General features: G+C 69.5%; 18 protein-coding genes. 8 read left to right on the top strand and 10 right to left on the bottom strand.

The genetic code is table 11. The annotated features are described in order from the left end of the window. Window positions 1-72 precede the first annotated feature (72 nt). The gene (locus tag CLU95_RS26470; protein ID WP_099796338.1) at window positions 73-2541 is read right to left on the bottom strand and encodes a DNA internalization-related competence protein ComEC/Rec2; all 2469 of its coding nucleotides are present in this window, start codon (window positions 2539-2541) and stop codon (window positions 73-75) included. Window positions 2542-2662: 121 nt separating this feature from the next. Here CLU95_RS26470 and CLU95_RS26465 point away from each other — a divergent pair, with 121 nt between their 5' ends. The 5 genes from CLU95_RS26465 to CLU95_RS26445 all read left to right on the top strand — a co-directional run bounded on the left by CLU95_RS26465 (window position 2663) and on the right by CLU95_RS26445 (window position 11601). Beyond that, on the top strand, window positions 2663-6184 hold the full coding sequence (locus CLU95_RS26465) for a transglutaminase family protein (RefSeq protein WP_099796337.1): 3522 nt from the start codon (window positions 2663-2665) through the stop codon (window positions 6182-6184). 304 nt (window positions 6185-6488) lie between these two features. Next, a complete protein-coding gene (locus CLU95_RS26460) occupies window positions 6489-9266 on the top strand; it encodes a circularly permuted type 2 ATP-grasp protein (RefSeq protein ID WP_099796336.1) in 2778 nt (925 codons plus the stop codon). 46 nt (window positions 9267-9312) lie between these two features. Then, complete coding sequence (locus CLU95_RS26455) at window positions 9313-10134, top strand: basic amino acid ABC transporter substrate-binding protein (protein WP_099796335.1); 822 nt, start codon at window positions 9313-9315, stop codon at window positions 10132-10134. A gap of 19 nt (window positions 10135-10153) precedes the next feature. Continuing rightward, entirely contained in the window at window positions 10154-11146 is a 993-nt protein-coding gene (locus tag CLU95_RS26450; protein ID WP_099796334.1) for a transglutaminase family protein, read from the top strand. Then, the gene (locus CLU95_RS26445; RefSeq protein ID WP_062476784.1) at window positions 11143-11601 is read left to right on the top strand and encodes a RidA family protein; all 459 of its coding nucleotides are present in this window, start codon (window positions 11143-11145) and stop codon (window positions 11599-11601) included. Before CLU95_RS26450 ends, CLU95_RS26445 begins: the two co-directional genes overlap by 4 nt. Before the next feature lie 144 nt (window positions 11602-11745). Here the strand turns inward: CLU95_RS26445 and CLU95_RS26440 are convergent, their stop codons facing one another. Further along, entirely contained in the window at window positions 11746-12897 is a 1152-nt protein-coding gene (locus CLU95_RS26440; RefSeq protein ID WP_099796333.1) for an ABC transporter substrate-binding protein, read from the bottom strand. A 167-nt stretch (window positions 12898-13064) separates the two neighbouring features. On the opposite strand from CLU95_RS26440, the gene CLU95_RS26435 reads away from it, so the two are divergent. Continuing rightward, window positions 13065-14126 (top strand): sensor histidine kinase, encoded by a 1062-nt coding sequence (locus tag CLU95_RS26435; protein ID WP_180288676.1) that lies wholly within the window; start codon window positions 13065-13067, stop codon window positions 14124-14126. Continuing rightward, a complete protein-coding gene (locus tag CLU95_RS26430; RefSeq protein WP_099796331.1) occupies window positions 14123-14755 on the top strand; it encodes a response regulator in 633 nt (210 codons plus the stop codon). The genes CLU95_RS26435 and CLU95_RS26430 overlap by 4 nt, the downstream gene beginning before the upstream one ends. 18 nt (window positions 14756-14773) lie before the next feature. On the opposite strand, the gene CLU95_RS26425 is transcribed toward CLU95_RS26430, so the two are convergent. From CLU95_RS26425 to CLU95_RS26390, 8 genes are all read right to left on the bottom strand, one after another. Further along, on the bottom strand, window positions 14774-16528 hold the full coding sequence (locus CLU95_RS26425; protein WP_180288675.1) for a carboxylesterase/lipase family protein: 1755 nt from the start codon (window positions 16526-16528) through the stop codon (window positions 14774-14776). Between the two features lie 166 nt (window positions 16529-16694). Further along, a complete protein-coding gene (locus CLU95_RS26420; protein ID WP_099796329.1) occupies window positions 16695-17699 on the bottom strand; it encodes a hypothetical protein in 1005 nt (334 codons plus the stop codon). Further along, on the bottom strand, window positions 17696-18517 hold the full coding sequence (locus tag CLU95_RS26415; RefSeq protein WP_180288674.1) for a hypothetical protein: 822 nt from the start codon (window positions 18515-18517) through the stop codon (window positions 17696-17698). The genes CLU95_RS26420 and CLU95_RS26415 overlap by 4 nt, the downstream gene beginning before the upstream one ends. A gap of 208 nt (window positions 18518-18725) precedes the next feature. Then, a complete protein-coding gene (locus tag CLU95_RS26410) occupies window positions 18726-19757 on the bottom strand; it encodes an acyl-CoA dehydrogenase family protein (protein WP_099796328.1) in 1032 nt (343 codons plus the stop codon). A gap of 23 nt (window positions 19758-19780) precedes the next feature. Then, window positions 19781-20971: an acyl-CoA dehydrogenase family protein gene (locus tag CLU95_RS26405; RefSeq protein ID WP_099796327.1), complete on the bottom strand. Its 1191-nt coding sequence runs from the start codon at window positions 20969-20971 to the stop codon at window positions 19781-19783. A 40-nt stretch (window positions 20972-21011) separates the two neighbouring features. Further along, window positions 21012-21980, bottom strand: a complete 969-nt coding sequence (locus CLU95_RS26400; RefSeq protein WP_099796326.1) for a tripartite tricarboxylate transporter substrate binding protein — start codon at window positions 21978-21980, stop codon at window positions 21012-21014. A 39-nt stretch (window positions 21981-22019) separates the two neighbouring features. Further along, entirely contained in the window at window positions 22020-24107 is a 2088-nt protein-coding gene (locus CLU95_RS26395; protein ID WP_099796325.1) for an acetate--CoA ligase family protein, read from the bottom strand. 3 nt (window positions 24108-24110) lie between these two features. Further along, window positions 24111-24908 carry an enoyl-CoA hydratase gene (locus CLU95_RS26390; protein WP_099796324.1) on the bottom strand — a complete coding sequence of 266 codons (798 nt, stop codon included), beginning with the start codon at window positions 24906-24908 and terminating at the stop codon, window positions 24111-24113. A 96-nt stretch (window positions 24909-25004) separates the two neighbouring features. On the opposite strand from CLU95_RS26390, the gene CLU95_RS26385 reads away from it, so the two are divergent. Beyond that, the gene (locus CLU95_RS26385) at window positions 25005-25766 is read left to right on the top strand and encodes an IclR family transcriptional regulator (protein WP_099796323.1); all 762 of its coding nucleotides are present in this window, start codon (window positions 25005-25007) and stop codon (window positions 25764-25766) included. Window positions 25767-25818 lie beyond the last annotated feature (52 nt).

Below are 25818 nucleotides of genomic sequence, written 5' to 3'. Positions count from 1 at the left end.
CAAGGCCAGTAGAAGCCCTAGGTTTGAACGCAATACGAGGGCCTTTGGTGTTTAGTGCCCACCTTCACGATTTCAGGGCATGCGGTGGCGCCAGTAGCGCAGGTCGAGCGCACGTTCACACCTCACCTCGGCAGGCCTCGGGCTCGCCCAGTGCGCGGCGCCGCAGCGCGGGCTGTCGACCACCTGCACGCCGCGCGCCACATAGCGCGCCACCACCTCGGGCGCGGGGTGGCCGAAGCGGCTGCGGTAGCCGGCCTGCACGAGCGCGATGCGCGGGCGCACGGCGTCGAGCAGGGCCTCGCTCGACGAGGTCTTGCTGCCGTGGTGGGGCACCAGCAGCACGTCGGCCTGCAACCCGGGCGTTCGCGCCACCAGCGCGGCCTCCTGCAGCCGTTCGATGTCGCCGGCCAACAACGCCGTGGCGCGGCCATTGCCGATGCGCAGCACGCACGACACGGCATTGGGCCGCGTGAAGCTGCGGTAGTCGCTGTCATAGGGAAACAGCACCTCGAAATCGACGCCGTCCCAGGTCCAGCGCTGACCGGCCTCGCAACGGCGCGCCGGGCGCAGCGCCTGCAGCGGATGCCCGGCCTCGATGGAACTCAGCAGCGCGGCCTGCGGCTGCATGGCGAGCACGGCGGCCGCGCCCCCCGTGTGGTCGATGTCGCGGTGGCTCAGCAGCAGCGTGTCGAGCCGTTCGCCGCGTGCGCGCAGCAGGGGCACGAGCACGCGGTGGCCGGCGTCGCTGTCGAGCCCGTAGCGCGGACCGGCGTCGTAGAGCAGGCTGTGCGTCGCGGTGCGCACGAGCACTGCGTTGCCCTGCCCGATGTCGGCGGCAAGCAGGTCGAACTCGCCCGTGGCGGGCCGCACCGGCTGCCACAGCAGCACCGGCAACAGCAGCGGCAGGCCGAGGGCGCGCATCGACCACGGCAGGCGCATCGCCAGCAGCACGCCACCCGCCACACCGCCTGCGGCCAGCCACGGCGGCGGGGCGGCCATCGACAGCGTGGCGTAGGGCAAGCCGGCGAACACCTGCAGCAACCAGACGAACAGCTTCACGGCGCCGGCTGCCACGTCCCACAGCGGCGGCACCGCCACGCCGAGCATCGCCAGCGGCGTGATCACCAGCGTCACCCACGGGATCGCGATCGCGTTGGCCACGAGCCCGACCGCCGACACCTGCTGGAACAGCAGCAGGCTCAACGGGGCGAGCGCCAGCGTGATGGTCCATTGCTCGCGGAAGAAGCGGCGCAGGCGCGTGAGTGCCCCCACCTTGTCGTCGCCCGGCACGGCTGTCGCGGAAGCAAACAGCACAGCCACCGCGACAAAGCTCAGCCAGAAGCCGGCCTGCAGCAGCGCCCACGGATCGGCGGCCACCACAACCGCGGCCGTCAGCAGCCAGACGTGCGGCCACGGCCAGCGCCGGCCCGTCAGGCGCAGCAGGGCTACAGCCGCCAGCATCCAGACCGTGCGCTGCGAGGGCACGCCCCATCCGCTGAAGAGCGCATAGAGCGCGGCCAGCAGCACACCGCCCGCGAGCGCGGCCTGCGGCGCGGGCAGCCACAGCATGAGCCGGCTGCTGCGCCGCCAGAGCGCGCCCACGACATGCGCCGCGAACCACGCGAACAAGGTGATGTGCAAGCCCGAAATGGACATCAAGTGCGCAACGCCGGTGGCGCGGAACACGTCCCAGTCGGCGCGGTCGATGGCGCCCTGGTCGCCCGTGACCAGCGCGGCGATCACGCCGGCCTGCCGTCGGTCGTCCACGCGGGCGAAGACCGCATCGCGCACGGCCTCGCGCGCCCGCTCGATCGGATGCAGCCAGGTGACGCCCAGCAAGCGCGGCGCGAGGTCGCGCGCCCCGGCACGCACCTGGCCCTGCGCATGCACGCCCTGCTCCCACGCCCACAGCTCGCTGTCGAAACCATGCGGGTTGAGGTTGCCATGCGGCGCGCGCAGGCGCACGGTCAGTTGCCAGCGCTGGCCGGCATGCACCTCGCCCACGGTGCGCGGCGTGGACGCGCGCCGCTCGGCAGGCTGCGCCCCCACGCCGCTGTTTTCGCTGTACCACGCCAGCGCGATGCGTGAGGGCACCGTCGGCGGCGCAGCACCGTGTGAGGTCTCGGCCCATTGCGCGGCCTCCACATCGAAACGGAAGCGTGTTCCGATCTCGCTGTGCTGCGGCATCTGCGAGACCACGCCCGTGAGCCGCAGGTCGCGCCCTTCGAGCTGCGGGCTCAGCGCCCCATTCGCATAGGCCGTCGCGCGCCATCCGGCGAGCCCCGCGCCGGCCATCGCGCCGCAGGCCAGCGACAGCACCAGCACGATCAGCCGACGCCCACGCCACCGCCACAACAGCCATCCGCCGCCGAGCCCCGCCACCAGCAACGCAACGTAAACGGCTGCCTCCCACAGCAGCGGCTGACGCAGCTGCAAGGCCGCACCGAGCAGCGTGCCGCCGAGCGCAACGAAGGCCCCCGCCCCACCCGCCACCGCGCCGGACGCACGCCGCGACCGCCCCCCAGACACCTCTGAAACCATGATGCAAACCCTCCCCCAAACCACGCTCGATGGCGCGTTAATTGCTTGGCAACTGGGCTAGTATGCGTCTCACCAGAGACATCTTTTCGATGCAACCTCGCTGCACTGCACGCCCCTACGCATGTCCATTCACGCCGCACTCCACCACGTCACCCACTACACATACGACCGCCTGGTGCAGTTGGGCCCGCAAGTCGTGCGACTGCGCCCCGCGCCCCATTGCCGCAGCAATGTGATCTCGTACTCGCTGCGGGTCGAACCGGCCGAGCACTTCGTCAACTGGATGCAGGACCCGTTCGCCAACTACCAGGCGCGGCTCGTGTTCCCCGAGAAAACGCGCGAGTTCAAGGTCACGGTCGACCTCGTCGTCGAGATGGCGGTCTACAACCCCTTCGACTTCTTTCTCGAGCCGCAGGCCGAGAACTTCCCGTTCAAGTACACGGCCTCGCAGGCCGAAGAGCTGGCGCCCTACCTCGTGGCCGACCCGGTCACGCCGCTGCTGGAGGCCTACCTCGACAAGGTCGACCGCAAGGAACAGCGCACCATCGACTTCCTGGTCGGCATCAACCAGCAGGTGCAGCAGGACGTCAACTACCTCATTCGCATGGAGCCCGGCGTGCAGACGCCGGAAGAAACGCTCACCAACGGCAGCGGCTCGTGCCGCGACTCGGGCTGGCTGCTGGTGCAGCTGCTGCGCCACATGGGCCTGGCCGCGCGCTTCGTCTCGGGCTACCTGATCCAGCTCACGCCCGACGTGAAGGCCCTCGACGGCCCCAGCGGCACCACGGTCGACTTCACCGACCTGCACGCCTGGTGCGAGGTGTTCCTGCCGGGCGCCGGCTGGATCGGCCTCGACGCCACCTCGGGACTCATGGCCGGTGAAGGCCACATTCCGCTGGCCTGCACGCCCTCGCCGTCGAGCGCCGCGCCCATCGAGGGCGGCGTCGACGAGTCCGAAGTCGAGTTCAGCCACGAGATGAAGGTCACGCGCATCTACGAATCGCCGCGCGTCACCAAGCCCTACACCGAAGAACAGTGGGCCGAGGTGCTCGCGCTCGGCGACGCGGTCGATGCGCGCCTGAACGCCGGCGACGTGCGCCTCACGATGGGCGGCGAGCCCACCTACGTGGCCACCAGCGACCGCGACGCGCCCGAATGGAACACCGACGCGCTCGGCCCCACCAAGCGCGGCTACGCCACCGAGCTCGTGCACAAGCTGCGCGCCGAGTACGGCCAGGGCGGCTTCCTGCATTTCGGCCAGGGCAAGTGGTACCCGGGCGAGCAGCTGCCGCGCTGGGCGCTGTCGATCTTCTGGCGCGCCGACGGCCAGACGCTGTGGCACGACCCCGAGCTGTTCGCCGACGAGCGCGTGCCCACGCACTACACGAGCGAAGACGCGCGCCGCTTCACCACCGTGCTGGCGCACAAGCTGGGCCTCACCGAGCGCTACATGCAGCCCGGCTACGAAGACACCTACTACTACCTCTGGCGCGAACGCCGCCTGCCGGTGAACGTCGACCCCTTCGACTCCAAGCTCGACGACGAACTCGAACGCGTGCGCCTGCGCCGCGTCTTCACGCAGAAGCTCGACGCCGTCATCGGCTACATGCTGCCGATCGAGCCCGGCAATGCGAACGCCGATGCGCCCGTGCTCGCCGGCCCCGGCTGGAAGACCGGCCCGTGGTTCCTGCGCGACGACCGCCTCTTCCTGATCCCGGGCGATTCGCCCATGGGCTACCGCCTGCCGCTCGACTCGCAGCCGTGGGCCAGCAAGGGCGACTACCCCTACCTCATCGAGCGCGACCCGACCGCGCCGCGCGGCGCCTTGCCCAGCGCGTCCGACTACCGCGCGCGCTATGCCGCCGCCACCACCACGGCGGCCGGTGCCGACCTGGGCGACGTGCCCTACACCTTCGGCACGCCGCCCGTGATGGCCGCGTCGCTGCGCATGCAGAGCCCCGGCGATGCGGCGAAGGGCGATGCCGCAGCAGCAACGGCCGCTGACGCCGCGAGTGCCTCCGCCACACCCGCCACGCGCCAACCGCTGCGCGGCGAATCGGCCCACTGGGTCACGCGCACCGCGCTGTGCGTCGAGGTGCGCGATCCGCGCCGCGCCAACGGCCCCGCGGCCGAGAAGAAGGGCAGCGCCTCGGGCGTGCTCTACGTCTTCATGCCGCCGCTCGCGCGCCTGGAGGACTACCTCGACCTCGTCGCCGCCATCGAAGCCACCGCGCAGCAGCTCGGCGTGCGCATCGTGATGGAAGGCTACCCGCCGCCGCGCGACCCCCGCCTGAAGATGCTGGCCGTGACGCCCGACCCGGGCGTGATCGAAGTCAACATCCACCCGGCCCACAACTGGAAGGAACTCGTCGACCACACCGAGTTCCTCTACAACGCCGCGTTCGAAACCCGCCTGTCGGCCGAGAAGTTCATGACCGACGGCCGCCACACCGGCACCGGTGGCGGCAACCACTTCGTGATGGGCGGCGCCACGCCCGCCGACAGCCCCTTCCTGCGCCGGCCCGAACTGCTGGCCAGCCTGCTGCTGTACTGGCACAACCACCCGTCGCTGAGCTACCTGTTCTCGGGCATGTTCATCGGCCCGACGAGCCAGGCGCCGCGCGTGGACGAAGCGCGCAACGACCAGGTCTACGAGCTCGAAATTGCGCTGAAAGAAATCGCCAGGAACCGCGAGATCTACGGCGCCCACATGCCCGCATGGCTGGTCGACCGCACGCTGCGCAACATCCTGATCGACGTGTCGGGCAACACGCACCGCAGCGAGTTCTGCATCGACAAGCTCTACTCGCCCGACTCCAGCACCGGCCGCCTCGGCCTGCTGGAACTGCGCGCGTTTGAAATGCCGCCGCATGCGCGCATGAGCATCGCGCAGCAGCTGCTCATTCGCGCCCTCGTGGCGCGCTTCTGGGACGCGCCCTACCAGGCGCCCGTCACCCGCTGGGGCACCGAGCTGCACGACCGCTTCCTGCTGCCGACCTTCGTCAAGATGGACTTCGACGACGTCATCAGCGAGATGCGCCAGGCCGGCTTTGCGTTCGATGCCGACTGGTTCGCGCCGCACTTTGAGTTCCGCTTCCCGCTCGTGGGCCAGATGCAGTCGATGGGCGTGGAGCTGTCGCTGCGCAACGCGCTCGAACCGTGGCATGTGATGGGCGAGGAAGGCTCGGCCGGCGGCACCGTGCGCTATGTCGATTCGTCGCTGGAGCGCATCGAGGTCCGCGTGACCGGCCTGAACGAAAGCCGCCACGTCGTCACCGTCAACGGCAAGGTGCTGCCGCTGCAGCCCACGGGCGTCACCGGCGAGTTCGTGGCCGGTGTGCGCTACAAGGCGTGGAACCCGCCCTCGGCGCTGCACCCGAGCATCCCGGCCCACGCGCCGCTGACCTTCGACCTCGTCGATACCTGGATGAAGCGCTCGCTGGGCGGCTGCCAGTACTTCGTCGCCCACCCGGGCGGGCTCAACTACGACACCTTCCCGGTGAACGCCTACGAGGCCGAAAGCCGGCGCCATTCGCGCTTCACACGCATGGGCCACACGCCGGGCCTGCTGCGCACGCCACCGGCCACCATTGATCTGCCGGGCAGCCGGGAGTTTCCGTTCACGCTGGACCTGCGGCGCTGATTGAAGATTGAAGTGGACTCTGGTCGCACGCAGCGCTCATTTCTTGCTGCGCGCGTTCGGGGTCTTCTTCTCTTCGGAGTTCAACGTCGCCACACCTTGCTCGGTGAACACATAGAGCGCCCTGCCTCGGCCGCCGCGGCCGATGTTTGTGGTCACAGTTTGTGACCACAAAGCCACCCAACTCCTTCGCCGAAAGTTGAAACATGAAGTCGGCGGGGAAGCGCATGGGCCCTCAACGCCTTCATTTCGCCTCGCCGGACCGCTCGCATGGCCCCGGTGACGGTGATGTGACAATCTCCCCCCTGTGGAACCCCTGAACGAATCCCTGTTCGACGCCCAGGCCCCGGAGCATCCGGCGGCGCTGGCGTCTTCGCTCGCGCCGGCGGCCCTGCCCGGGCATTTCGACGAATTGCGGGGAGAGGCGACGCCTGCGGTGCCCTCGCGGCCCCTGCCGGGCGCGGCCCCGGCGCCCGCCGCGGCACCGCTGCTGTACGACACCGCGGGGGAGCGACCGGCTCCGTCGCAATCGCAATCCCAGTCACAGTCGTCCTCTCAGTCACAGTCGCAAGGACAGGAGCAATCCCCTTCCAGCGACCAGCCCCCCCTCACCCCCGCCTGGAACGCCTTCTTCGAACAGCTCGGCCCCGGCGGCTTCAACGACCTGCCGCGGCGTGCGGTCAGCCTCGAGCGGCAGATCCGCGACAACGGCGTCACCTACAACGTGTACGCCGACGCCAACGGGCCGCAGCGGCCGTGGTCACTCGACCTGTTCCCGCTGATCGTCTCGCCCGAGAGCTGGGCGCAGATCGAAGCCGGCGTGCAGCAGCGCGTGCGCGTGCTCGACCGCGTGATGGCCGACGCCTACGGCCCGCAGCAGCTGCTGGCCGAAGGCCTGCTGCCGCCGGCGCTGGTGCGCGGCCACCCCGGCTACCTGCGCGCGCTGCACGGCGTGAAGCCGGCGGGCGACACCTGGCTGCACATCGCCGCCTTCGACCTCGCGCGCGGCCCCGACGGCAACTGGTGGGTGGTCTCGCAGCGCACGCAGGCGCCTTCGGGCCTGGGCTACCTGCTGGAAAACCGCCTGGCGATCGCGCGGCAGTTTCCGCAGGCCTTCGAGGCGCTGCAGGTGCAGCGGCTGGCCGCCACCTACAGCGCCATGATGGAAGGCCTGCAGCGCATGTGCCCCTCGGGCTCGCCGCCGCACATCGCGCTGCTCACGCCCGGCCCGTACAACGAGACCTACTTCGAGCACGCCTACCTGGCGCGCTACCTCGGTCTGACGCTGGTCGAGGGCAGCGACCTGACGGTGCGCGACCAGCGCGTGTACCTGAAAACGCTGCAGGGCCTGCGCCCGGTGCACGGCCTCATCAAGCGGCTCGACGACCAGTTCCTCGACCCGCTGGAGCTGCGCCCCGACTCCACGCTCGGCGTGCCCGGCCTGCTGCAGGCGATCCGCGCGGGCAACCTGCTGGTGGCCAACATGCCGGGCTCGGCGTTCCTCGAATCGCCCGCGCTGCTGGGCTTCTTGCCGGGGCTGGCGCTGCGGCTCATCGGCGAGAAGCTCAAGCTGCCGGCGCTGCCGACCTGGTGGTGCGGCGAACGCGCCTCGCTCGAAGCCGTGTTGCCGCAGCTCGGCGAGAGCGCCATCAAACCGACCTACCCCGGCTTCGACGGCCGCTCCAGCTTCGACGCGGTGCTCGGCAGCCAGCTCGGCCGCCGCGAACTCGACGAATGGGCTGGCCGCATCGTGCGCGAAGGCGACGTCCACACGGTGCAGGGCTACCTGCCGCTGTCGCAAATGCCGACCTGGGCCAGCGACCTCGGCCCCGGCCACATCGCACCGCGCGCGCTGATGCTGCGCGTGTTCGCGGTGAGCGACGGTCCGCAGTCGTGGCGCGTGCTGCCCGGCGGGCTGGCACGCCTTGCAGGGCCCGACGCACAGATCGCTTCGATGCAGCGCGGCGGCAGCAGTGCCGACGTCTGGGTGCAGACGCACGGCGAGGTCGACCGCACCACGCTGCTGCAACCGCACGCCACGCCGGCCTCGCTCGCACGGCACCGCGCGCCAGTCACCAGCCGCGCGGCCGAGAACATGTTCTGGCTCGGCCGCTACACCGAGCGCGCCGAGAACGCGGTGCGGCTGGCGCGGCTCACGCTCAACCTGCTGGGCAGCGAAGACCAGTCGTCGCGCCCGCTGCTCGAATGGCTGCACCGCATGGCGGTGCGCAATTCGCTGGTGCCGGCCGAGGCGCCGGGCAGCGCGCCATCACAAGACACCACGCGGGCGACGCATTCGCGCCGCGTGTTCGAGCGCGCACTCATCGCCGAGCTGGGCGATGTCGACAACGGCGGCAGCGTCGGCTACAGCCTGCGCAGCATCCGGCAGGCCGCGGCGGCCGTGCGCGAACGGCTGTCGCAGGACAACTGGAACCAGATCGTGCGCGCCGAAAGCGACTTTCTGCGGCGTGCGGCCGAGCAGGCCGGCGAAGGCAGCTTTGCGGCCGGCGCCGCCCTGCGCGCACTCGAATCGGCCAGCACCGCGCTGGCCGCCATGACCGGCGCGCAGACCGACCGCATGACGCGCGACGACGCCTGGCGGCTGCTGTCGATCGGCCGCCACATCGAGCGGCTGGCCTTCTTGTCGAGCGCGCTCGAGGCCGGCTTTGCCAACGGCGCCGTGCACGAGGTGAGCGGCTTCGAGGCCATGGTGGCGCTGTTTGATAGCACCATCACCTTCCATGCGCGCTACCAGCAGCGCCGCGACGTCGCCACGCTGGTCGACCTGCTGGTGCTCGATGCCGAGAACCCGCGCTCGCTGGCCTGGGTCACGCAGACGCTGCGCGGGCGCATCGCGCGGCTCGCGGGCAGCGCGCCGGGCAAGCTCACGGCCCTGTCGTACGAGCTGCCCGACCCCGCCACCTGGACGCTCGAACACCTGTGCGCGGCCGGCCCCGGCGGCGACTACCCCGCGCTGGTCGAACTGCTCGCCACCTGCGAGACGGCGGCGTACCACGTGTCGGACGCCATCGGCACGCGCTACTTCACGCTCACCTCGGAATCGCTGCGCTCCGTCGGCGCCTGATTCCGCAGACACACACATACAACGATATTTCGAAGGAGGCATTTCCATGTCAGGCATCGCCCTCAACCGCCGTCTCATACTGACCGCCGCCAGCCTCCTGGTCGGCCTCGCGCTCGCCGGTTGCGGCAAGCAGGAATCCGCCGCGCCCGCGGCCGCTTCGGCACCGCCGCCCGCTGCCGCGCCGCGCGTGCTGGTCGTCGGCACCGACGCGGCCTACACGCCCTTCGAATCGCAGAATGAAAAGGGCGAGGTCGTGGGCTTCGACATCGACGTGGTGAAGGCCGTTGCGCAGAAGGCCGGCATCGAGGTGAAGTTCGTCAACACGCCATGGGAAGGCATCTTCAACACGCTCGACCTGGGCGACCGCGACCTGCTGGTGTCGGCCATCACGATCACGCCCGAGCGCCGCCAGACGATGGACTTCTCGCAGCCCTACTTCGAGGCCCGCCAGCTCATTGCGGTGAAGAGCGATTCGACGGTCGCGAAGTTCGACGACATCAAGAAGCTCAAGGTCGGCGTGCAGAACGGCACCACCGGCGACGAGGTGGTGGGCAAGCTGCTCGGCAAGTCGAGCACCGACATCAAGCGCTTCGAATCGACGCCGCTGGCGCTCAAGGAACTCGAAGCCGGCGGCGTGCAGGCCGTGGTGGCCGACAACGGCGTGGTGGCGCACTACCTGGCCAACAACCCGGGCGGCGGCTTCAAGACCGTGAGCGACGCCGGCTTCTCGGCCGAGCAGTACGGCATCGCCGTGAAGAAGGGCAACGCCGAACTGCTGGCGAAGATCGACAAGGGCCTGGCCGACATCAAGGCCGACGGCACCTACGCGAAGATCTACGCCTCGCACTTCGGCGCCGAGTCCAAGTAGGTAAACAGCGAGCCGCGCGATGCTGCTGCACGTCACCCACGAAACGCGATACGCGTACGCGCCGGCGGTCGAGACGGCGCAGCACCTGGCGCACCTGCGTCCGCTGGCCACCGCGTCGCAGGAGCTCGTGAGCCACCAGCTCACGATCGACCCCGCGCCCGCGCAGCGCAGCGAGGTGCCCGACCTGTACGGCAACACGCGCGCCTTCTTCGCGCTCGAGGCCACGCACGACCACCTCATCGTCACGGCCGAGAGCGTCGTGAAAACCTCGGCGCCCGTGCTCTCGCCCGCCGTGGCGCGCGAGCTGCCCTGGGAGACCGTGCGCGAGCGCTTCCGCTTTCGCAAGGACGCGCCGTTCGACCCTGCTTCGGAGTTCGTGTTTCCCTCGCCGTATGTGCCGCGCCACGACGACTTCGTTGCCTACGCGCGCGCCAGCTTCGCGCCCGAGCGTCCCACCTTCGACGTGGCGATGGACCTCACCGAGCGCATGTACCGCGACTTCGCCTACGACGCCGACAGCACCGAGATCAACACCCCCGCCGTCGATGCCTTGGCGCAACGCAAGGGTGTGTGCCAGGACTTCGCCCACATCCTCATCGCGTGCTTTCGCGCCATGGGCCTGCCGGCGCGCTACGTGAGCGGCTACCTGCTCACGCAGCCCCCGCCGGGCCAGCCGCGCCTGGTGGGCGCCGACGCCTCGCATGCGTGGGTGTCGGTGTATTTGCCCGGCGAGGGCGAAGGCCCCGAGAGCGTGGGTGGATGGGCCGACTTCGACCCCACCAACGGCCGCCAGCCCGGCGAGGACTACGTCACGCTCGCCATCGGGCGCGACTACTCCGACGTCTCGCCGATGCGCGGCGTACTGCATGGCGGCGCGCGCCACACGCTGCATGTCGGCGTGACCGTGCAACCCGTGGGGGAAGTGGTCGCGTTGCCGCAGTCGCCGGCGCAAACACAGACACAATCACCCCCGTCATCGTCATCATCATCCCCAGATCAGGAGTCTCCATGAGCGTTTACGACAAGCTTTCCAGCCTCGGCATTTCCCTGCCCCCGGTTTCCGCACCCGCCGCCGCCTACGTGCCCTTCGTGCAGACCGGCAACCTCGTGTTCCTGTCGGGCCACATCGCCAAGAAGGACGGCAAGGTCTGGGTCGGCCAGCTCGGCGCCAACATCGGCACCGACGAAGGCAAGCAGGCCGCACGCGCCATTGCCATCGACCTGCTCGGCACGCTGCACGCGGCCGTGGGCGACCTCAACAAGGTCAAGCGCATCGTCAAGGTGATGAGCCTCGTGAACTCGGTCGGCACCTTCACCGAACAGCACCTGGTGACCAACGGTGCCAGCGAGTTCTTCGCCGAAGTGTTCGGCCCCGAAAAGGGCGCGCATGCACGCAGCGCCTTCGGCGTGGCACAGATCCCGATGGGTGCTTGCGTCGAGATCGAGCTGATCGCAGAGATCGGTTGATCTTCTTTCGGGCGGCTCGGTCTCTGAAGGCGTGAAGAAACCGTAGCGAGCGGCCCGAGGTCGCATCGAGGACCGGAACCGTACACCCGTACGGTGAGGACCGCAGATGCGAGATCGGGACGCGCAGTAGGTTTATTCGCGCCTTCAGTGGATGAGCCGTCCGCCGTTGCCAATCATCGACAACGTCACCGGATGCGGGCGCACCCCAGGGTCGTCACCGCCCGACACCGGAATCCCCTCGATCTCACGCCGCAGCATCAGCTTCATGGCGTCCTGCATCGAGCGGCGTGGTGAAGCGGCCAGCGCGGTGCGCGCCGCCTCCACCGTCACCATCGCCACCACGTACCCTTCCAGCGAAAAGTAGCTGAACTCGTCGCGGCCCATGTGGCTGCGCATGTCCTGCTGGTAGCGCTGCACCAGCGGCGACGTTGCCAGGCGCGGGTTGGGCATGACCTGCGAGATCACGGTGCCACGCGCCGCAGGCCCGACGCTCTTCGCGAGCGCCTCGCCGTTGACGATCGAGAGCATGTACGGCGTCGGCCGTGTGATGCCACTCTCCGCCGCCAGCCCCGACAACAGCTTCACCCCACACGGCGTCACGCACAACGCGAACAGCGCATCGGGCTTCGCCGCACGCACGCTCGCGGCCACTGCGGCGCCGTCCATCTGCGCCAGCGCCACGCCCTGCTGCCCCACGAGTTCGATGCCCGCGCCGCGCAGCGCGGCCTCCAGCGCCGCGAACGCGTCGCGCCCCAGCCCGTCGTCCTGCCAGACCGCGAACGCGCGCCGCTGCCGCACCGACACCGCCTGCGCGACCAGTTGCCGCACCTCGTCGGCGTAGCTCGCGCGCAGGTGGTAGATGAGCGCACGCTGCGCGCCGTGCAGCGCCGAGGCGCCGGTCATCGCACCGATCAGCGGCGTGCCCGCCTCCCGCATCGTCGGGTACGCCGCGTCGATGTGCGAAGTGCCGGCCGACAGGCCCAGCGCATCGACCTTGTCCTGCACCACCAGTTGCCGGATGTTCTGCGTGTGGCGCTCCACCGAGTAGCCGTCGTCCAGCGCGCGCCACACCAGCTTGTGTCGCCCGAGCAGGCCGTCGCGCTGCACGCGCGCCAGGTAGGCGTCGATGCCGTCCTTCACGTTGCGCCCGGCCTCGCCGAGCGGCCCGCTCAGCGGCAGCGACTGCCCCACCACGATCTCGTCGGCGCGGCCCGGCAGTCCGAGAAAGAGAAGACCCAGAAGCGCAAGCCAGCGGTAGACCATCGTGGTGTCGTCCTTGCCGGTAGCGCCGGCCATGGGGCAGCCTGAAGCAGGCGGGCCCCGATCTTGGCGGCGCACCGTGCGCGGCGGCCATCGGACATTTCCGGGCGACGCTACGGGGAACCGTGCTGCTCGCAAACCCTCGGGCGCGGGGTGCGTGGCGCGGCCCGCGTCCTATCATGCAGCGCGCCACCGCCCACCCCATGACCGATCCCGCACCCGAGCGCCTGCCGGACATTCCCTTCGACACCATCGTGGAACAGATGGTCGCGGGCATCTACGTGATCCAGGACGACCGCTTCGTGTACTGCAACGCGACCTGGGCCGGCATCGCGGGCTACACGGCCGAAGAAGCGACCGGCATGTCGCTCGCGCAGATCGTGCCGCCCGACTTTCTCGAGGTCGTGCGCTCGCGCATCCGCACGCGCCTGGAGGGCCGTCCGCCGAGCATGCACTTCATCACGCGCGGCCTGCACCGCGACGGCCGCGTGCGCTTCGTCGAAGTGCACGGCTCGCGCATCATGTACCGTGGCCGTCCCGCCGTGATGGGCGTGGGCGTCGACGTGACCGACCGCGTGCGCCACGAGGAAGAACGCCAGCGCTCGCGCGAGCAGCTGCAGGCCCTGGCCGCCTACACCGCCAACAAGCTCGAAGAGCAACGGCTGGCGCTGTCGCGCGATGTGCACGACGTGCTCGGCGGCATGCTGACCTCGATCAAGATGGACGCCACGCGCATCAAGCGCCGCGCCGACAACGCCGAGGTGCAGGCGCTCACGCAGGACCTGATCGCGCTCACGCAGCAGACCATCGACACGGTGAAGCAGATCTCCGAGGCGCTGCGCCCCAGCGCGCTCGACCATCTCGACCTGTCGGTGGCGCTTGCAAACGAGCTGCAGGCCTTCACCCGCCGCTCGGGCGTGCCGCATTCGCTGGACGCCGATGCGCCCGCGCTGCGCCTCGCGCCCAAGCATGCGACGGCGGTCTACCGCATCTTCCAGGAAGGCCTGACCAACATCTCGCGCCACTCGAACGCACAGCACGTCGACGTGCGGCTGCGCGTGGACGGCGAGCGCCTGCAACTCGTGCTGCACGACGACGGCTGCGGCTTCGACGCCGATGCGCCCGAGGGCAGCGCGCTGGGCCTGTTGAGCATGCGCGAGCGCGCACGCGAGATCGGCGGCGAGCTGCACATCCGCTCGGCGCCCGGCGCGGGCACGCGGCTCGCGCTGAGCGTGCCGCTGCACCAGGAAAGCGGCGCCGCATGATCGACATCCTGATGGTCGACGACCACACGATCTTCCGCTCGGGGCTTCAGCGCCTGCTGCTCGACGAGACCGACCTGCGCACCACCGCCGAGGCCGCCAACGGCGCCGAGGCGCTCGAGCTCGTGCGCCAGCGCCGCTTCGACGTGGTGCTGCTCGACATCAACATGGAAGGCCGCAACGGCCTGGAGGTGCTGGCCTCGATGCGTGCCGCGCAGCCCGCGCTGCCGGTGCTCATGCTGTCGATGTACGCCGAGGAACAGTACGCACTGGTCGCCATCCAGGCCGGCGCGCGCGGCTACATCGCGAAAGATGCGGAGCCCGCCGAGCTGGTGCGCGCGATCCGCTGCGTGGCGGCCGGCGGCCAGTACCTCAGCGCGCGCGCCGCTTCGCAGGTCAGCGGCCAGCTCGAAGGCCGCGACGACCGCCCCGCGCACCAGCGGCTCACCGTGCGCGAGCACCAGATCATGCTCATGATGCTCAAGGGCCTGTCGCTCACGGCCATCGGCGACGAGATGCTCATCAGCGTGAAGACCGTGAGCACGCACCGCAGCAACATCCTCGACAAGCTGGGCGTGGCCAGCACGGCGGAGCTGGTGCTCTATGCCGTGCGCCACGGGATCATCCAGTAGACAACCCGTTGACCTGGTTCAGCGTGTGCCGTTGCGCAAGGGATCGACCGAGTCGGGCAGCGCGTTGAAGTCGATCTGCTGGAACAGAAACTCGCGCTGCTGCGGCGACAGCAGCGAGTAACGCGGCCAGAAGAACAGATAGTCGTCGGCCGACATGCGCGGCTGGTTGTCGAAGACCATCCGCTTGCTGCACAGCAGGCACACGAAGTTGGTCCAGTTGTTCCAGGTCGTCTGGCCGTCGAACATGCGGCTCGGTGCACCGTAGCGGGCAAAGCTCGCCGTGTGGCCGATGAATTTGTCCGACAGCGCCTTGCGGCTGCTCGCGTTCGCGGGGCTCCAGGCAAAGCGCATGAAGTTCGGCTCGTCGGTCACGAAGTTGCCGAACAGCGCCGCCACGTCGATGCCGTGGAACGCGCCGAAGGTGTCCTTCCAGGGCTGCGGCGTGTCGTCCCAGTTGTAGTTGTAGCGGTAGATGTCGCCGTTCTGCAGGCGCAGCACGCGGATCACGTTGTCGATCACGTTGTCCAGCGCGTAACTGATCACTTCATGGGTCTGCGTGTAGATCGGCTGGAACTCCGGCTTGATCAGCTGGTTGAAGGTGACGGTGCCGGGCGCCGCGTAGTTGGTCAGGTTCCAGAACTCCTGCTGCGAGGGCTGGCCCATGCCGAACAGGAAAGCGAAGTACGAGCCCTCGTCGTGCGTCGAGCCGATCATCAGTGGCATCTTGTTGTAATTGCCCGCGAGCAGGCCGGGCAGCCCGCTGGCGCGGATCACCGTGCCGTCGGTGAAGTGGCCCGGCACCACGGGGCTGGGCGTGAACTTCATGATCTGCGCCGCGCTCGCACCGCGCAGCAGTGCGGCGATGTCGGCGGGGCTCATGGTCAGGCGCTGCGCCGCGGCCTGCAGCGCGGTGGAGGCGCGGCCGGTGTCGACCAGCAGGCTGTCGATGAGCGAGTCGGCCGCCAGCGTGCCCACCACCGGCGGGTAGGCGTTGGGCACGCCCGACATGCACACCGCGCGGTGGAACTTGCCGTCGGCCAGCGGCGACTGCAGCAGGCCCCAGGTGTTGATGCAGCCTGCTGACTGGCCCGCCACCGTCACCTGCCCCGGGTTGCCGCCGAAGGCCCGCGCGTTGGCCTTCACCCAGTCGAGCGCGCGCACCAGGTCGAGCGTGGTGAAGTTGCCCGAATCGTCCAGCGCGTTGCCGGTCTTCATTGCCGGATGGTTCAGCCAGCCCAGCATGCCCATGCGGTACTGCACGGTGACCACCACCATGTTGGCCTTCTGCGCCAGGTAGGCCCCGTCGTAGGCCGGCTCGCGCGCCGAGCCCTTCGTGTTGCTGCCGCCGTGAATCCAGAAGAACACCGGCAGGTTCTCGGCGCTGGAGTTCGGGCGCCACACGTTCAGGTAGAGGCAGTCTTCCGTGCCCACGGGCTGGCCGAAGGTGGCCGGGTCGGGCTCGCCGAAGGGGTTGCCGACCTGCGCGCACATGCCGGCCAGCGTGGTCGCGGCACGCGCGCCGCTCCACGGCTGCGGCGGTTGCGGGGCGCGCCAGCGCAGGCTGCCGACCGGCGGCTGCGCAAAGGGAATGCCCAGGAAGGCGTGCGTGTTGTTCGCCGCGACCTTGCCGTAGATCTGGCCGGCGTCGAGCGTGCGCGTGAGGCTCTGGTTGTAGGCGGCCAGCGCGGGCGCCGCGAGCACGGCGAGCGCCCACAGGACCGTGGTGCGAAGCAGCAGGCGGATGAGGCCTGCGAAAGAAGGGCAGCGATGCATGGCGGTTGTCTCCTCGAGGTGGATGCGGCAGGCTCTGACGGCCAGGGTCATGCATCGATTCTCGTGAGCACCCTGCCCCGCGCGCCTCGGTGTCATCGGAGGGCCGCAGCAAGAATCCGCCGATTGACATCCGGGCCGCAAAGGGCCATGCAACGCCAGCTGGCGGCTACTTGCGCTTCCAGCTCGCCACGGTGATGAACACGCCGGTTTCCTTCGCGTCGCGCAGGCGCACGCTGTAGCGGCCCGCGCCGTCGGTGCCGTTGAAGACGACCTCGCGGCCCTCTTCGTCCAGCGTCGCGCCCTTGGCGAGTTCGCGGTAGGTGTCGACCAGCTTGGCGATCGGCTCGTAGCTGCGCAGCGTGACCTCGGCGTCGGGCAGCTGCGCCTCGGGGCGCTGCGAGCGCTCGTAGGCCGTGCGCATCGGCAGGCCGGCCAGGCCCTTGGGCAGCACGATCTTGCCGGCGCTGGCCGAACTGTTCACCTCGCCCGTCTGCACGAGCATCGGATGCAGCGACGCGGGGAAGCCCGGCGGCAATTGCGCGACGCGCCAGCCCGGCACGTTGGGCTGGCCGGTGATGTATTCGACGCTGGCGATCTTCTGCGCGGCGGCCACGTCCGCCGGGTCGTCGCTCTCGGCCATGGCCGCGAGGAACGACGGCAGCTGCTTGCTCCACGCCACCAGCGGCGCGGCATCGGCCTGGCTGGCACCCGCGTGCTGGAAGACCGACAGCACGGTCTGCGGCAAGGGGTTGCACACCTTGGGATCGTCGCTCTTTGCGCCCGCGCGGCAATGGCCGTTGACCAGCCCCACCGCCTGCACGCGGCCGTCGGCGTCGATCAGCATCGCGGCGCGCTCTTCGCCGTGACCGCCGCCGCTGACGGACGCAATGACCTGCCGGCCGTCGGGCCACACCGTGCGCGTGACGTCGAACTTCGAGCGCATGCCTTCGAGCAGCTGCTGCGCGATCAGCGTGTCGGGCTCGGTGTAGCTGCCGCGCGCGTAGCCGACCAGGCCGATCACGGCGCTGCGGATGCGCGTCTGCTCGCTGAGGCGCAGCGCGGGCGGTGGCAGCTTCGTGGTGACGGGCGCTGCAGCGTCTTGGGCGTGGGCGGTGAGCGCGCAGGCGAACAGCAGCGACGCCAGCGCCGACTGAATCAACGTCTTCTTCATTCGGAAATTTCCACTTCGATGTTCGTGATCGCGGGCATGTCGCGCGGGACCGTCGTGTTGACGGAGAAGCTCAGGCCGTTGCGGCTGCCGGCGATGAAACCGTTGCGCCCCTCGAGGTTGGACTCGATGTCTTTCAGCGGCGGCGACAGCTGCTTGTAGAACGCCAGCACCTGCTCCGGCGTGTCGACGGTCTGCAGGCGCAGCACGCGCTTGGCCTTGGCGTCGCTCAGCGCGTCTTGCGCGGTGCCGTAGATCAGCGCCTTGGGGTACAGCGGCACCTGCGCGGAGAAGGCCTTGTTGGGACGCACGATCGGGCGCGCCGTGGTGCGCGCGGCGTCCATCGTGACGTACTCGGTCGTGGCGATCTTCTCGCCCACGCCCTCGCCACCCTGCATGCGGTCGGGAACCTGCTGGCTCCACGCGACCAGCGGTTGCGCCTTGGCGCGGTCGAAGCCGGGACGCAAGAAGATCGAGAGCACGGCGTGCTGATCGTCGAGACAACCGCTCGACGACGAGTCCTTGCCGCAGCTGCGATGCACCAGTGCCGCAGCCAGCACGTCGCCGCTGCGGTCGTCGACCAGCACGGCCGCGCGCTCACCGCCGTCGTAGGGACGGCGGTACGACGAAAGCAGTCGTTGGCCGTCAGGCAGTGCCTGCTGCTTGCGGTCGGGGCGCGAGGCCAGGCCCGAGATCAGCTGCTCGGCCAGCAGGCCCTCAGGCCAGTAGTACGAGCCCGACGCCATGCCCGCGAAGCGCGTCACGGCGAGGTCGAGTGCGGGGGCCTGGGATGCTTCCTGCGTGCGCTCGTGATGCGGCACGAGGACGAGTTGGGGTGTCGCGGTTTGTGCGACGGCACCGAAGGAAGAGAGAAGAAGAAAAGCGAGGAAAGCGGAGCGCGGTCGAAGATGAGACATGCAAAAAAGAAGACGAACATAACGGCTTGCCCGGCGTTTGCGGACAAGTGTGTCGTTTGATTCTAGAAGGCGCTCATCGCCCAGGCGCCCCGCATGGCAATGCCGCGCGGCCTCAGGCCAGAGCGAGCGCTTCGACCTGGTCCAGCGCGCGCGACGCACCGCCCAGGCGCGTCGACAGGTGCTGCGCGCGCTTCAGGTACAGGTGCGCGTCGTGCTCCCAGGTGAAGCCCATGCCGCCATGCACCTGGATGGCCGTGCGCGTGGTCTGCTGCGCGCCCTCGATGGCCGTGAACTCGGCCGCGGCGCAGGCAAAACGCCAATCGGGCAGGCCGCTGTCGAGCGCGGCCGCGGCGTAGCGCACGGCCAGGCGTGCGTTGTCGACGCCCATCCAGGCGTTGGCGAGTTGGTGCTTGATGGCCTGGTAGCTGCCGATGGCTTTGCCGAACTGCACGCGCTCGCGGGCATAGGCGCAGGCCAGGTCGAGCGCGGCTTGTGCGATGCCGACGAGTTCGGCAGCCAGCGCGACACGGTGCGCGGCACGCACGCGGGCACGTGCTTCGGGGGCGATGGGCAGCGTCGCCCATGCGAGTGCCGGCGCAGGTGCCGCCGGCGCCTGCCGCAACGTAGGGTCGAGTGCATCGGATGCAACGCCCGCGGGCATCGGCTGCAGCGCCAGGCGCAAAGGCACCGCATCGTCATGCCAGCCCTGCACCACCACGAGGTCCGAAGCCTGCCCCGCGTGGTCGATCCATGCATCACCCTCCGCGATGCAATGGAAGGCGCGCTCGCCCGCCATCGCCGCGCGCACCGAATCGCGCAACGCATCGGGCGGCGCTTCACCACACGCCTGCAGCCACAGCGGCAACAGCACCGCACTGCCAGCCAGCGGCAGGTTCAGCAGCTGCTGGCCTGCGGCCTCGGCCACGATGCAGGCCTCGCTCATGCCGAGCCCCAGGCCGTCGTGCGCCTCGGGCACCAGCAGCGCCATCCAGCCCATGCCGGCCATGTCGGTCCACAGCGACTGCTGCGTGGCATCGGTCCAGGGCAAGGCACGCCGTGCGCGCGTGAGCGGGTGGTGGTCGGCGAAGAAGCGGTGGGCCGACGCGTGCAGCATCTGCTGCTCGTCGTTCAATGCGAAATCCATGGCGGGTCGTGTCGTCGTCGTCTTCAGTTCTTGGGCAGGCCCAGCATCTGCTCGGCCAGGATGTTGCGCTGCACTTCGGAAGTGCCCGCCAGGATGGTTTCGGCGCGCGTCCACAGGTAGTCGCGCACCCAGGCCGCAGCTTGCGGGTCAGCGCCCGTGGGCTCGGGGCCGGCCAGCGCGCGTTCACCCAGCACTTCCATGGCGGTGGCGAGCAGCTTCTGGTGCGACTCGCTCCAGTGCAGCTTGGTCGACGAGCCCTCGGGCCCCGGCGGCCCGCCGCGCATCGCGTGCGTGAGCGCGCGGTACGACTTGAGCTTGAGCACATGGCTGTCGACCGCCAGCCGCGCGAGGTCGCGCCGCAGGTGCGGGCAGTCGAGCGCGGGGCGTCCGCCCCTCTGCACGCTGGCCGCCAGCCGCGTGAGCGCGCCCAGCTCCTGCGTGAAGCGCACCTGGCGCGGAATGAAGTAGGTGCCGCGCTCGAAGCTCGCCGCGGCCATGGCCAGCCGCCAGCCGCCGTTCTCTTCGCCCACGAGTGCATCGAGCGGCACCTTCACGTCCTCGAAGAAGACCTCGTTGAAGTCCGACTCGCCCGTGATCTGGCGGATGGATTCCACGCGCACGCCAGGGCTCTTCATGTCGACCAGCAGGAAGCTGATGCCCTTGTGGCGCGCGGCTGCGGCGTCGGTGCGTGCGAGCACGAAGCAGTAGTCGGCAATGTGCGCGAACGAGGTCCACACCTTGTGGCCGTTGAGCACGTAGTGGTCGCCGCGCCGCTCGGCGCGCGTGGACAGCGCCGCAAGGTCGGAGCCCGCGCCGGGCTCCGAGTAGCCCTGGCACCAGATCTCGCGGTTGCTCAAGATGCCGGGCAGAAAGCGTGCCTTCTGCGCCTCGCTCGCGAAGTGGATCAGCGTCGGCGCCAGGATGCCGTGGCCGATGATGTTCACGCCCAGCGGCGCGCCGATGCGGGCCTGCTCCTCGTGAAAGATGGCCTGCCGCGTGAGTGGCCAGGCCTTGCCGCCGTGGGCCTCGGGCCAGCCCAGGCCCGACCAGCCGGCCTGGCACACGTGGTCTTCCCAGGCGCGGCGCCAGGTCAGCTCGTTGGCGTCGGGCACGCCCCCGGGCCAGGCCGCGACGAAGCGCGGATAGTGCGTCTCGAACCAGTCGCGCAACGTGAGGCGGAAGGCTTCGTCTTGCGCCGAGTAACCCACTTGCATGTTTGTCTGCTTTCTCGTTCTTGCTGATGGATCGCGGATGTCAGTCGGCCTTTGCGCCTGAATCCTTGATGACCTTGGCCCACTTCACGATGTCCTTGCGCAGGAAGGCCGCGAACTCGTCGGGCTTGTTGCCGATGATGTCCAGGCCCAGGCTGCGGAACTTGTCCTTCACCTCGGGTTCCTTGAGCACCTCTTGCAGCTCGTCGTGCAGCTTGTTCACGACCGCCGCGGGCGTCTTGGCCGGGGCGACCACGCCGAGCCATGGCATGGCTTCGTAGCCGGGCAGGCCCGACTCGGCGACGGTGGGCGTGTCGGGCAGCGACTGCGAGCGCTGCGCCGTGGTCACGGCCAGCAGGCGCACCTTGCCGTCCTTGATGAACGGGCCCGAGGACGCGTACGCATCGAACATCACCTGCAGCTGGCCGCCGATCATGTCGGTGAGCGCAGGCGCGCTGCCCTTGTAGGGGATGTGCTGCATCTTCACGCCGGCCACGCTGTTGAAGAGCTCGGCCTCCAGGTGCGTCGACGTGCCCGCGCCCACCGAGCCATAGTTGGCCTTGTTGGGGTTGGCCTTGAGCCAGCTCACGAGCTCGCCCACGTTCTTGGCCGGGATGCTCGGATGCACCACCAGCACGTGCACCACCGAGGCCACCTGCGAGACCGGCGCGAAGTCTTTCACGGGGTCGTAGTTGACCTTGCTGTACAGGCTCGGCGCAATGCCGAGCGACGAGGCCGCGAGCAGCAGCGTGTGGCCGTCGGGTGCGGCCTTGGCGACGTACTCCGACGCGATCATGGTGCCGGCGCCGGGCTTGTTCTCGACCAGCACAGGTTGGCCCAGGCGCTTGTGCAGCCGCTCGGCGAGCAGGCGCGACATGATGTCGGCCGCGCCGCCGGGCGAGAACGGCACGACGAGCGTGACCGGCTTGGTCGGGTAGGTCTGCGCCATGGCGGTGCCGCCCGCGAGCGCGGCGGCGGCCAGGGCCACGCAGGCCAGTGCTTTCTTGAACATGGGATGTCTCCTGTCTCTGTCGATGGTTGTGGTTCTGTCTTACGAAGCCAGGACCAGGGCGTCGAGCGCGCGCACGCCCTGGCCCTGTTCCTTCACGAGCAGCGGGTTGACTTCGACCTCGTCTGCCTGTTCCTGCAGCGCCAGCACGGCGCGTGAAAATCCAGCGATGGCGCGGCACGCGGCCTCGACGTCGCCCAGCGGCCGGCCGCGGTAGCCCGTGAGCAACGGAAAGGCCTTGAGCTCGCCGAGCATGTCGCGCGCCATCGCCGCGTCGACGGGCAGCACGCGGTGGCTCACGTCCTTGTACAGCTCGGTGAGCACGCCGCCCAGGCCCACGGTGAGCGTCATGCCGAACACCGGGTCGCGCGTGGCACCGAGGATGAGTTCGGCCTGCCCTGCTTCCATCTTCTGCAGCAGCGCGCCGTCGATCTGCGCCGTGGGCGCGTAGGCGCGCGCCGAGGCCATCACTTCGTCGAAGGCCTTGCGCACCTCTTGCGCATTGCCCAGCCGCAGGCGCACGCCGCCGGCCTCGGTCTTGTGCGCGATGTCGGCGCTGAGCACCTTCAGCACGACCGGAAAGCCCAGCCGCTCGGCCACGGCTGCGGCTTCGTCCGCCGTGCGCGCCACGGCCTCGTCGACCGGCTGCACGCCGAACTCGGCGAGGTAGCGCTTGGTGGTGTGCTCGTCGGCCCGCCCCGCCAGCGTGGCACGCGCGGGCGCAGGCTGGCGGCGTACCTGCAGCCACGGGTTGTGCTTGCGCCGCTCCTGCCACAGCAGGAAGGGCGACAGCGCCGACACCGCCACGCCGATGTCCTCGAACACCGGCACGCCGCCCGCACGCAGTTGCTCGCGCGTCTTCGCTGCGCCGGTGTCGATGGCGACGATCAGGCGCGAATGGTTTTCGGCCACGGCGCACAGGTCGTCGGCCATGCGGTCGAGCATGTAGCCCGGCGCGTAGACCACGATGGCATCGATGGCGTCGGACACCGCCAGCGCTTCCATCGCCGTGCGCACGAAGCCGGGGTCGTTCACCACGTTGCCCGTCACGTCGACCGGGTTGGAGACCATGCCGTAGTCGGGAATGCCGGCGCGCAGCTGGTCTTGCAGCGGCTGCGGCAGCGTGGGCACGTCGAGTCCCTGGCCGATGAACTTGTCGGCCAGGATCGCGCCCAGCGCGCCCGAGATGGTGATGATCGCCACGCGTTGGCCCGCGCTGCGCTGCCTGTAGCCCGCCAGGTGCGCGAGCTGCGCCATCTGCGCGAAGTCGTGGCTCTGGATGATGTTGAGCTGGCGGAACGCCGCCTGGTAGATCTGCTGGTCGCCCGCCAGCGCCGAGGTGTGCGAGCGCACGGCCTCGGAGCCCTTCTCCGTCTCGCCGGCCTTGTAGAGGATGAGCAGCTTGTCGCGCCGCACGAACTCGGCCGCGGCCTCCATGAAGCGCGGGCCGTCGCGCAGCTCCTCGATGTAGCCGATGCCCACTTCGGTCGCGTCGTCCTGCGCCAGGTACTCGAGGTACTGCGCGAAGTCCACGCAGGCTTCGTTGCCGGTGTTGATGAAGTGGCTGAACTCCACGCCCAACCGCCGCGCAATGGCATACACCGCGGCGCAGACGTTGCCGCTTTGCGTGAGCAGGCTCACGCGACCCGGGCCCTGCTGCATCGGCGCGGTGTTGAACACCGACGCGAAGTTGGTGTGGGCCTGCGTGTTCAGGTTGGCAAAACCCATGGCGTTCGGGCCCGCCACCACCATGTCGGTGGTGGCCACGAAGGCTTCCAGCTCGGCCTGCAATGCGGCGCCCGCGTCACCGGCTTCGGCAAAGCCCGCGGCATAGACGATGACGGCGCGCACGCCGCGCGCCTGGCAGCGCTTCAGCATCGGCGTGACCTCGGCCGCAGCCAGCGCAAGCACCACCAGGTCGGGTGCGGCGGGCAGCGCTTCGAGGTCCGGCCAGCAGCGCAGGCCGAAGACTTCTTCGTACTTGGGATTGATCGGGTAGATCGCGCCGGCGTAGCCGAATTTCGTGAGGTGCGCGAGCGGCATGCCGCCGATGCGCGCGGCGTTGCCGCTGGCGCCGACCACGGCGATGGAGGCCGGGTTCAGCAGGGGTTCGAGACGGTGCAAGGTCATCGTTCAGGCGGAGGCGGGGTTCTTCTGGATGGCCGAGGCCAGGCCGCGGTCGCGGGCCGTGAGAAAGCCCTCGCTCAGGTGCGAGAGCTGGTGCGTGTCGAAGTGCGCAGCGAGCGCCGTGCGCAGGCCCTGCGCATCGAGCGTGCGGTTGATCGAACGCTTGATCAGGCGCAGCCCGAACGGCGGCGCCTTGGCGATCTGCTGCGCGAGCGCCAGTGCAGCGTCGGCCAGTTCGGCATCGGGCACGACGCGGTTGACCATCCCGATGGCATGCGCCTCCTGCGCCGACAGCTTGCCGCCGGTGTAGAGCATTTCCTTGGCCTTGCGCGCGCCCATCACCCACGGGTGGATCAGCACCTCGGTGGCCGCCGCGCCCAGCGTGTGGCCCACGGGGTCGCTGAAGAAGGCCGACTCGCTTGCGACCACCAGGTCGCACATGTTGGCGATCATGAAACCGCCCGCCACGCAGGCGCCCTGCACCTGCGCGATGGTGGGCTTGGGAAAGTCCCAGATGCGCATCGAGTAGTCGAAGTAGCGCAGCTCTTCGTAGGCCCAGCGCTCTTCGACGGTGAAGTTGGCGCGCTCGGCCTGCGCCTGCTTGAGGTCGTGGCCGGCCGAGAAATGCGCGCCCTTGCCGCCGAGCACCACGGCGTTCACCGTGTCGTCGCGCGCGGCGTCGTCGAAGGCAGCCATGAGCTCGTCCAGCATCTGCTGGCTCTGGGCGTTGCGCTGGGCGTCGCGGGCCAGCAGGATGCGGCGCACGGCGCCGTGGTGTTCGATTTCGAGGGTGTCGTAGGCCATCGTGTGTCTCCGGGTCTGTGTCTGGGTCTTGGGCGAGGTCAGTTTAGACTTCGAAATTCCTGCATCCCAAACACTAATTCCAATTTTTCCCACTATATGGACGAACCCAGAGAGACCGCCGGCGCCCAGAGCCTGCGGCGCGCCCTGCAGCTGCTGCGCCTGCTGGCCGAGCACCACGAGGAAGGCATCAAGCTCACCGAGGTGATCGCCGCCTCGGGGCTGGAGCGCTCCACCGTGCACCGCCTGCTCTCGTGCCTGGTCGAGGAGCAGTTCGCCGAGCGCGACCCCGACGGCAAGGCCTACCGCCTGGGCATCGACGCCATGCAGATGGGCTTTGCCTCCATGCGGCGCGTGCCGCTGGTGGACTCGTGCCGCGCCGTCATGCAGAAGCTCGCGCGCATGTCGGGCGACACCGTGTTCCTCGTGATCCGCCAGGGCGACTATTGCGTGTGCCTGCACCGCGAAGAGGGGCACTTTCCGGTGAAGGTGTTCACCACCGACGTCGGCGGGCGCCGCCTGCTCGGCCTGGGCGCGGGCGGACTGGCGCTGATGGCCGCGCTGTCCGACGTTGAGATCGATCGCATCCTCGAGCGCCACACCGCCGAGTACGCGCAGGCCGGCTTCACCCGCGAGCGCATGAAGCAGGCCGTGAAGCGCACGCGCGCGGCGGGCCATGCGGACATCGTGGACACGCTCACGGAAGGCGTGTCGGGCGTGGGGCGCACCTTTGCGGCGTCGGCCACCACGTTGGCCGCGATCAGCTTCGGTGCGATCACGCCGCGGCTGCCGCCGGCGCGCAAGAAGGAGATGGCGTTGTTGTTGAAGACGCAGTTGCCGCGCAGCGACGCCATCAGATAGCAGGCGACAGGGCCCGGCCACGCGCAGGGGTGGGCCTGCGGCGGCGGGAGGC

Source organism: Variovorax sp. 54 (assembly GCF_002754375.1).
Lineage (GTDB): Bacteria > Pseudomonadota > Gammaproteobacteria > Burkholderiales > Burkholderiaceae_C > Variovorax.
Note: the sequence above shows the minus strand (reverse complement) of the source record. Positions and strands in the feature narration are given on the sequence as shown.

Bases quoted from the DNA above. Each gene is read 5' to 3' on its own strand.
- CLU95_RS26470 (WP_099796338.1), bottom strand. From the start codon at position 2,541: ATGGTTTCAGAGGTGTCTGGGGGGCGGTCGCGGCGTGCGTCCGGCGCG.
- CLU95_RS26465 (WP_099796337.1), top strand. From the start codon at position 2,663: ATGTCCATTCACGCCGCACTCCACCACGTCACCCACTACACATACGAC.
- CLU95_RS26455 (WP_099796335.1), top strand. From the start codon at position 9,313: ATGTCAGGCATCGCCCTCAACCGCCGTCTCATACTGACCGCCGCCAGC.
- CLU95_RS26450 (WP_099796334.1), top strand. From the start codon at position 10,154: ATGCTGCTGCACGTCACCCACGAAACGCGATACGCGTACGCGCCGGCG.
- CLU95_RS26445 (WP_062476784.1), top strand. From the start codon at position 11,143: ATGAGCGTTTACGACAAGCTTTCCAGCCTCGGCATTTCCCTGCCCCCG.
- CLU95_RS26440 (WP_099796333.1), bottom strand. From the start codon at position 12,897: ATGGCCGGCGCTACCGGCAAGGACGACACCACGATGGTCTACCGCTGG.
- CLU95_RS26435 (WP_180288676.1), top strand. From the start codon at position 13,065: ATGACCGATCCCGCACCCGAGCGCCTGCCGGACATTCCCTTCGACACC.
- CLU95_RS26430 (WP_099796331.1), top strand. From the start codon at position 14,123: ATGATCGACATCCTGATGGTCGACGACCACACGATCTTCCGCTCGGGG.
- CLU95_RS26425 (WP_180288675.1), bottom strand. From the start codon at position 16,528: ATGCATCGCTGCCCTTCTTTCGCAGGCCTCATCCGCCTGCTGCTTCGC.
- CLU95_RS26420 (WP_099796329.1), bottom strand. From the start codon at position 17,699: ATGAAGAAGACGTTGATTCAGTCGGCGCTGGCGTCGCTGCTGTTCGCC.
- CLU95_RS26410 (WP_099796328.1), bottom strand. From the start codon at position 19,757: ATGGATTTCGCATTGAACGACGAGCAGCAGATGCTGCACGCGTCGGCC.
- CLU95_RS26405 (WP_099796327.1), bottom strand. From the start codon at position 20,971: ATGCAAGTGGGTTACTCGGCGCAAGACGAAGCCTTCCGCCTCACGTTG.
- CLU95_RS26400 (WP_099796326.1), bottom strand. From the start codon at position 21,980: ATGTTCAAGAAAGCACTGGCCTGCGTGGCCCTGGCCGCCGCCGCGCTC.
- CLU95_RS26395 (WP_099796325.1), bottom strand. From the start codon at position 24,107: ATGACCTTGCACCGTCTCGAACCCCTGCTGAACCCGGCCTCCATCGCC.
- CLU95_RS26390 (WP_099796324.1), bottom strand. From the start codon at position 24,908: ATGGCCTACGACACCCTCGAAATCGAACACCACGGCGCCGTGCGCCGC.
- CLU95_RS26385 (WP_099796323.1), top strand. From the start codon at position 25,005: ATGGACGAACCCAGAGAGACCGCCGGCGCCCAGAGCCTGCGGCGCGCC.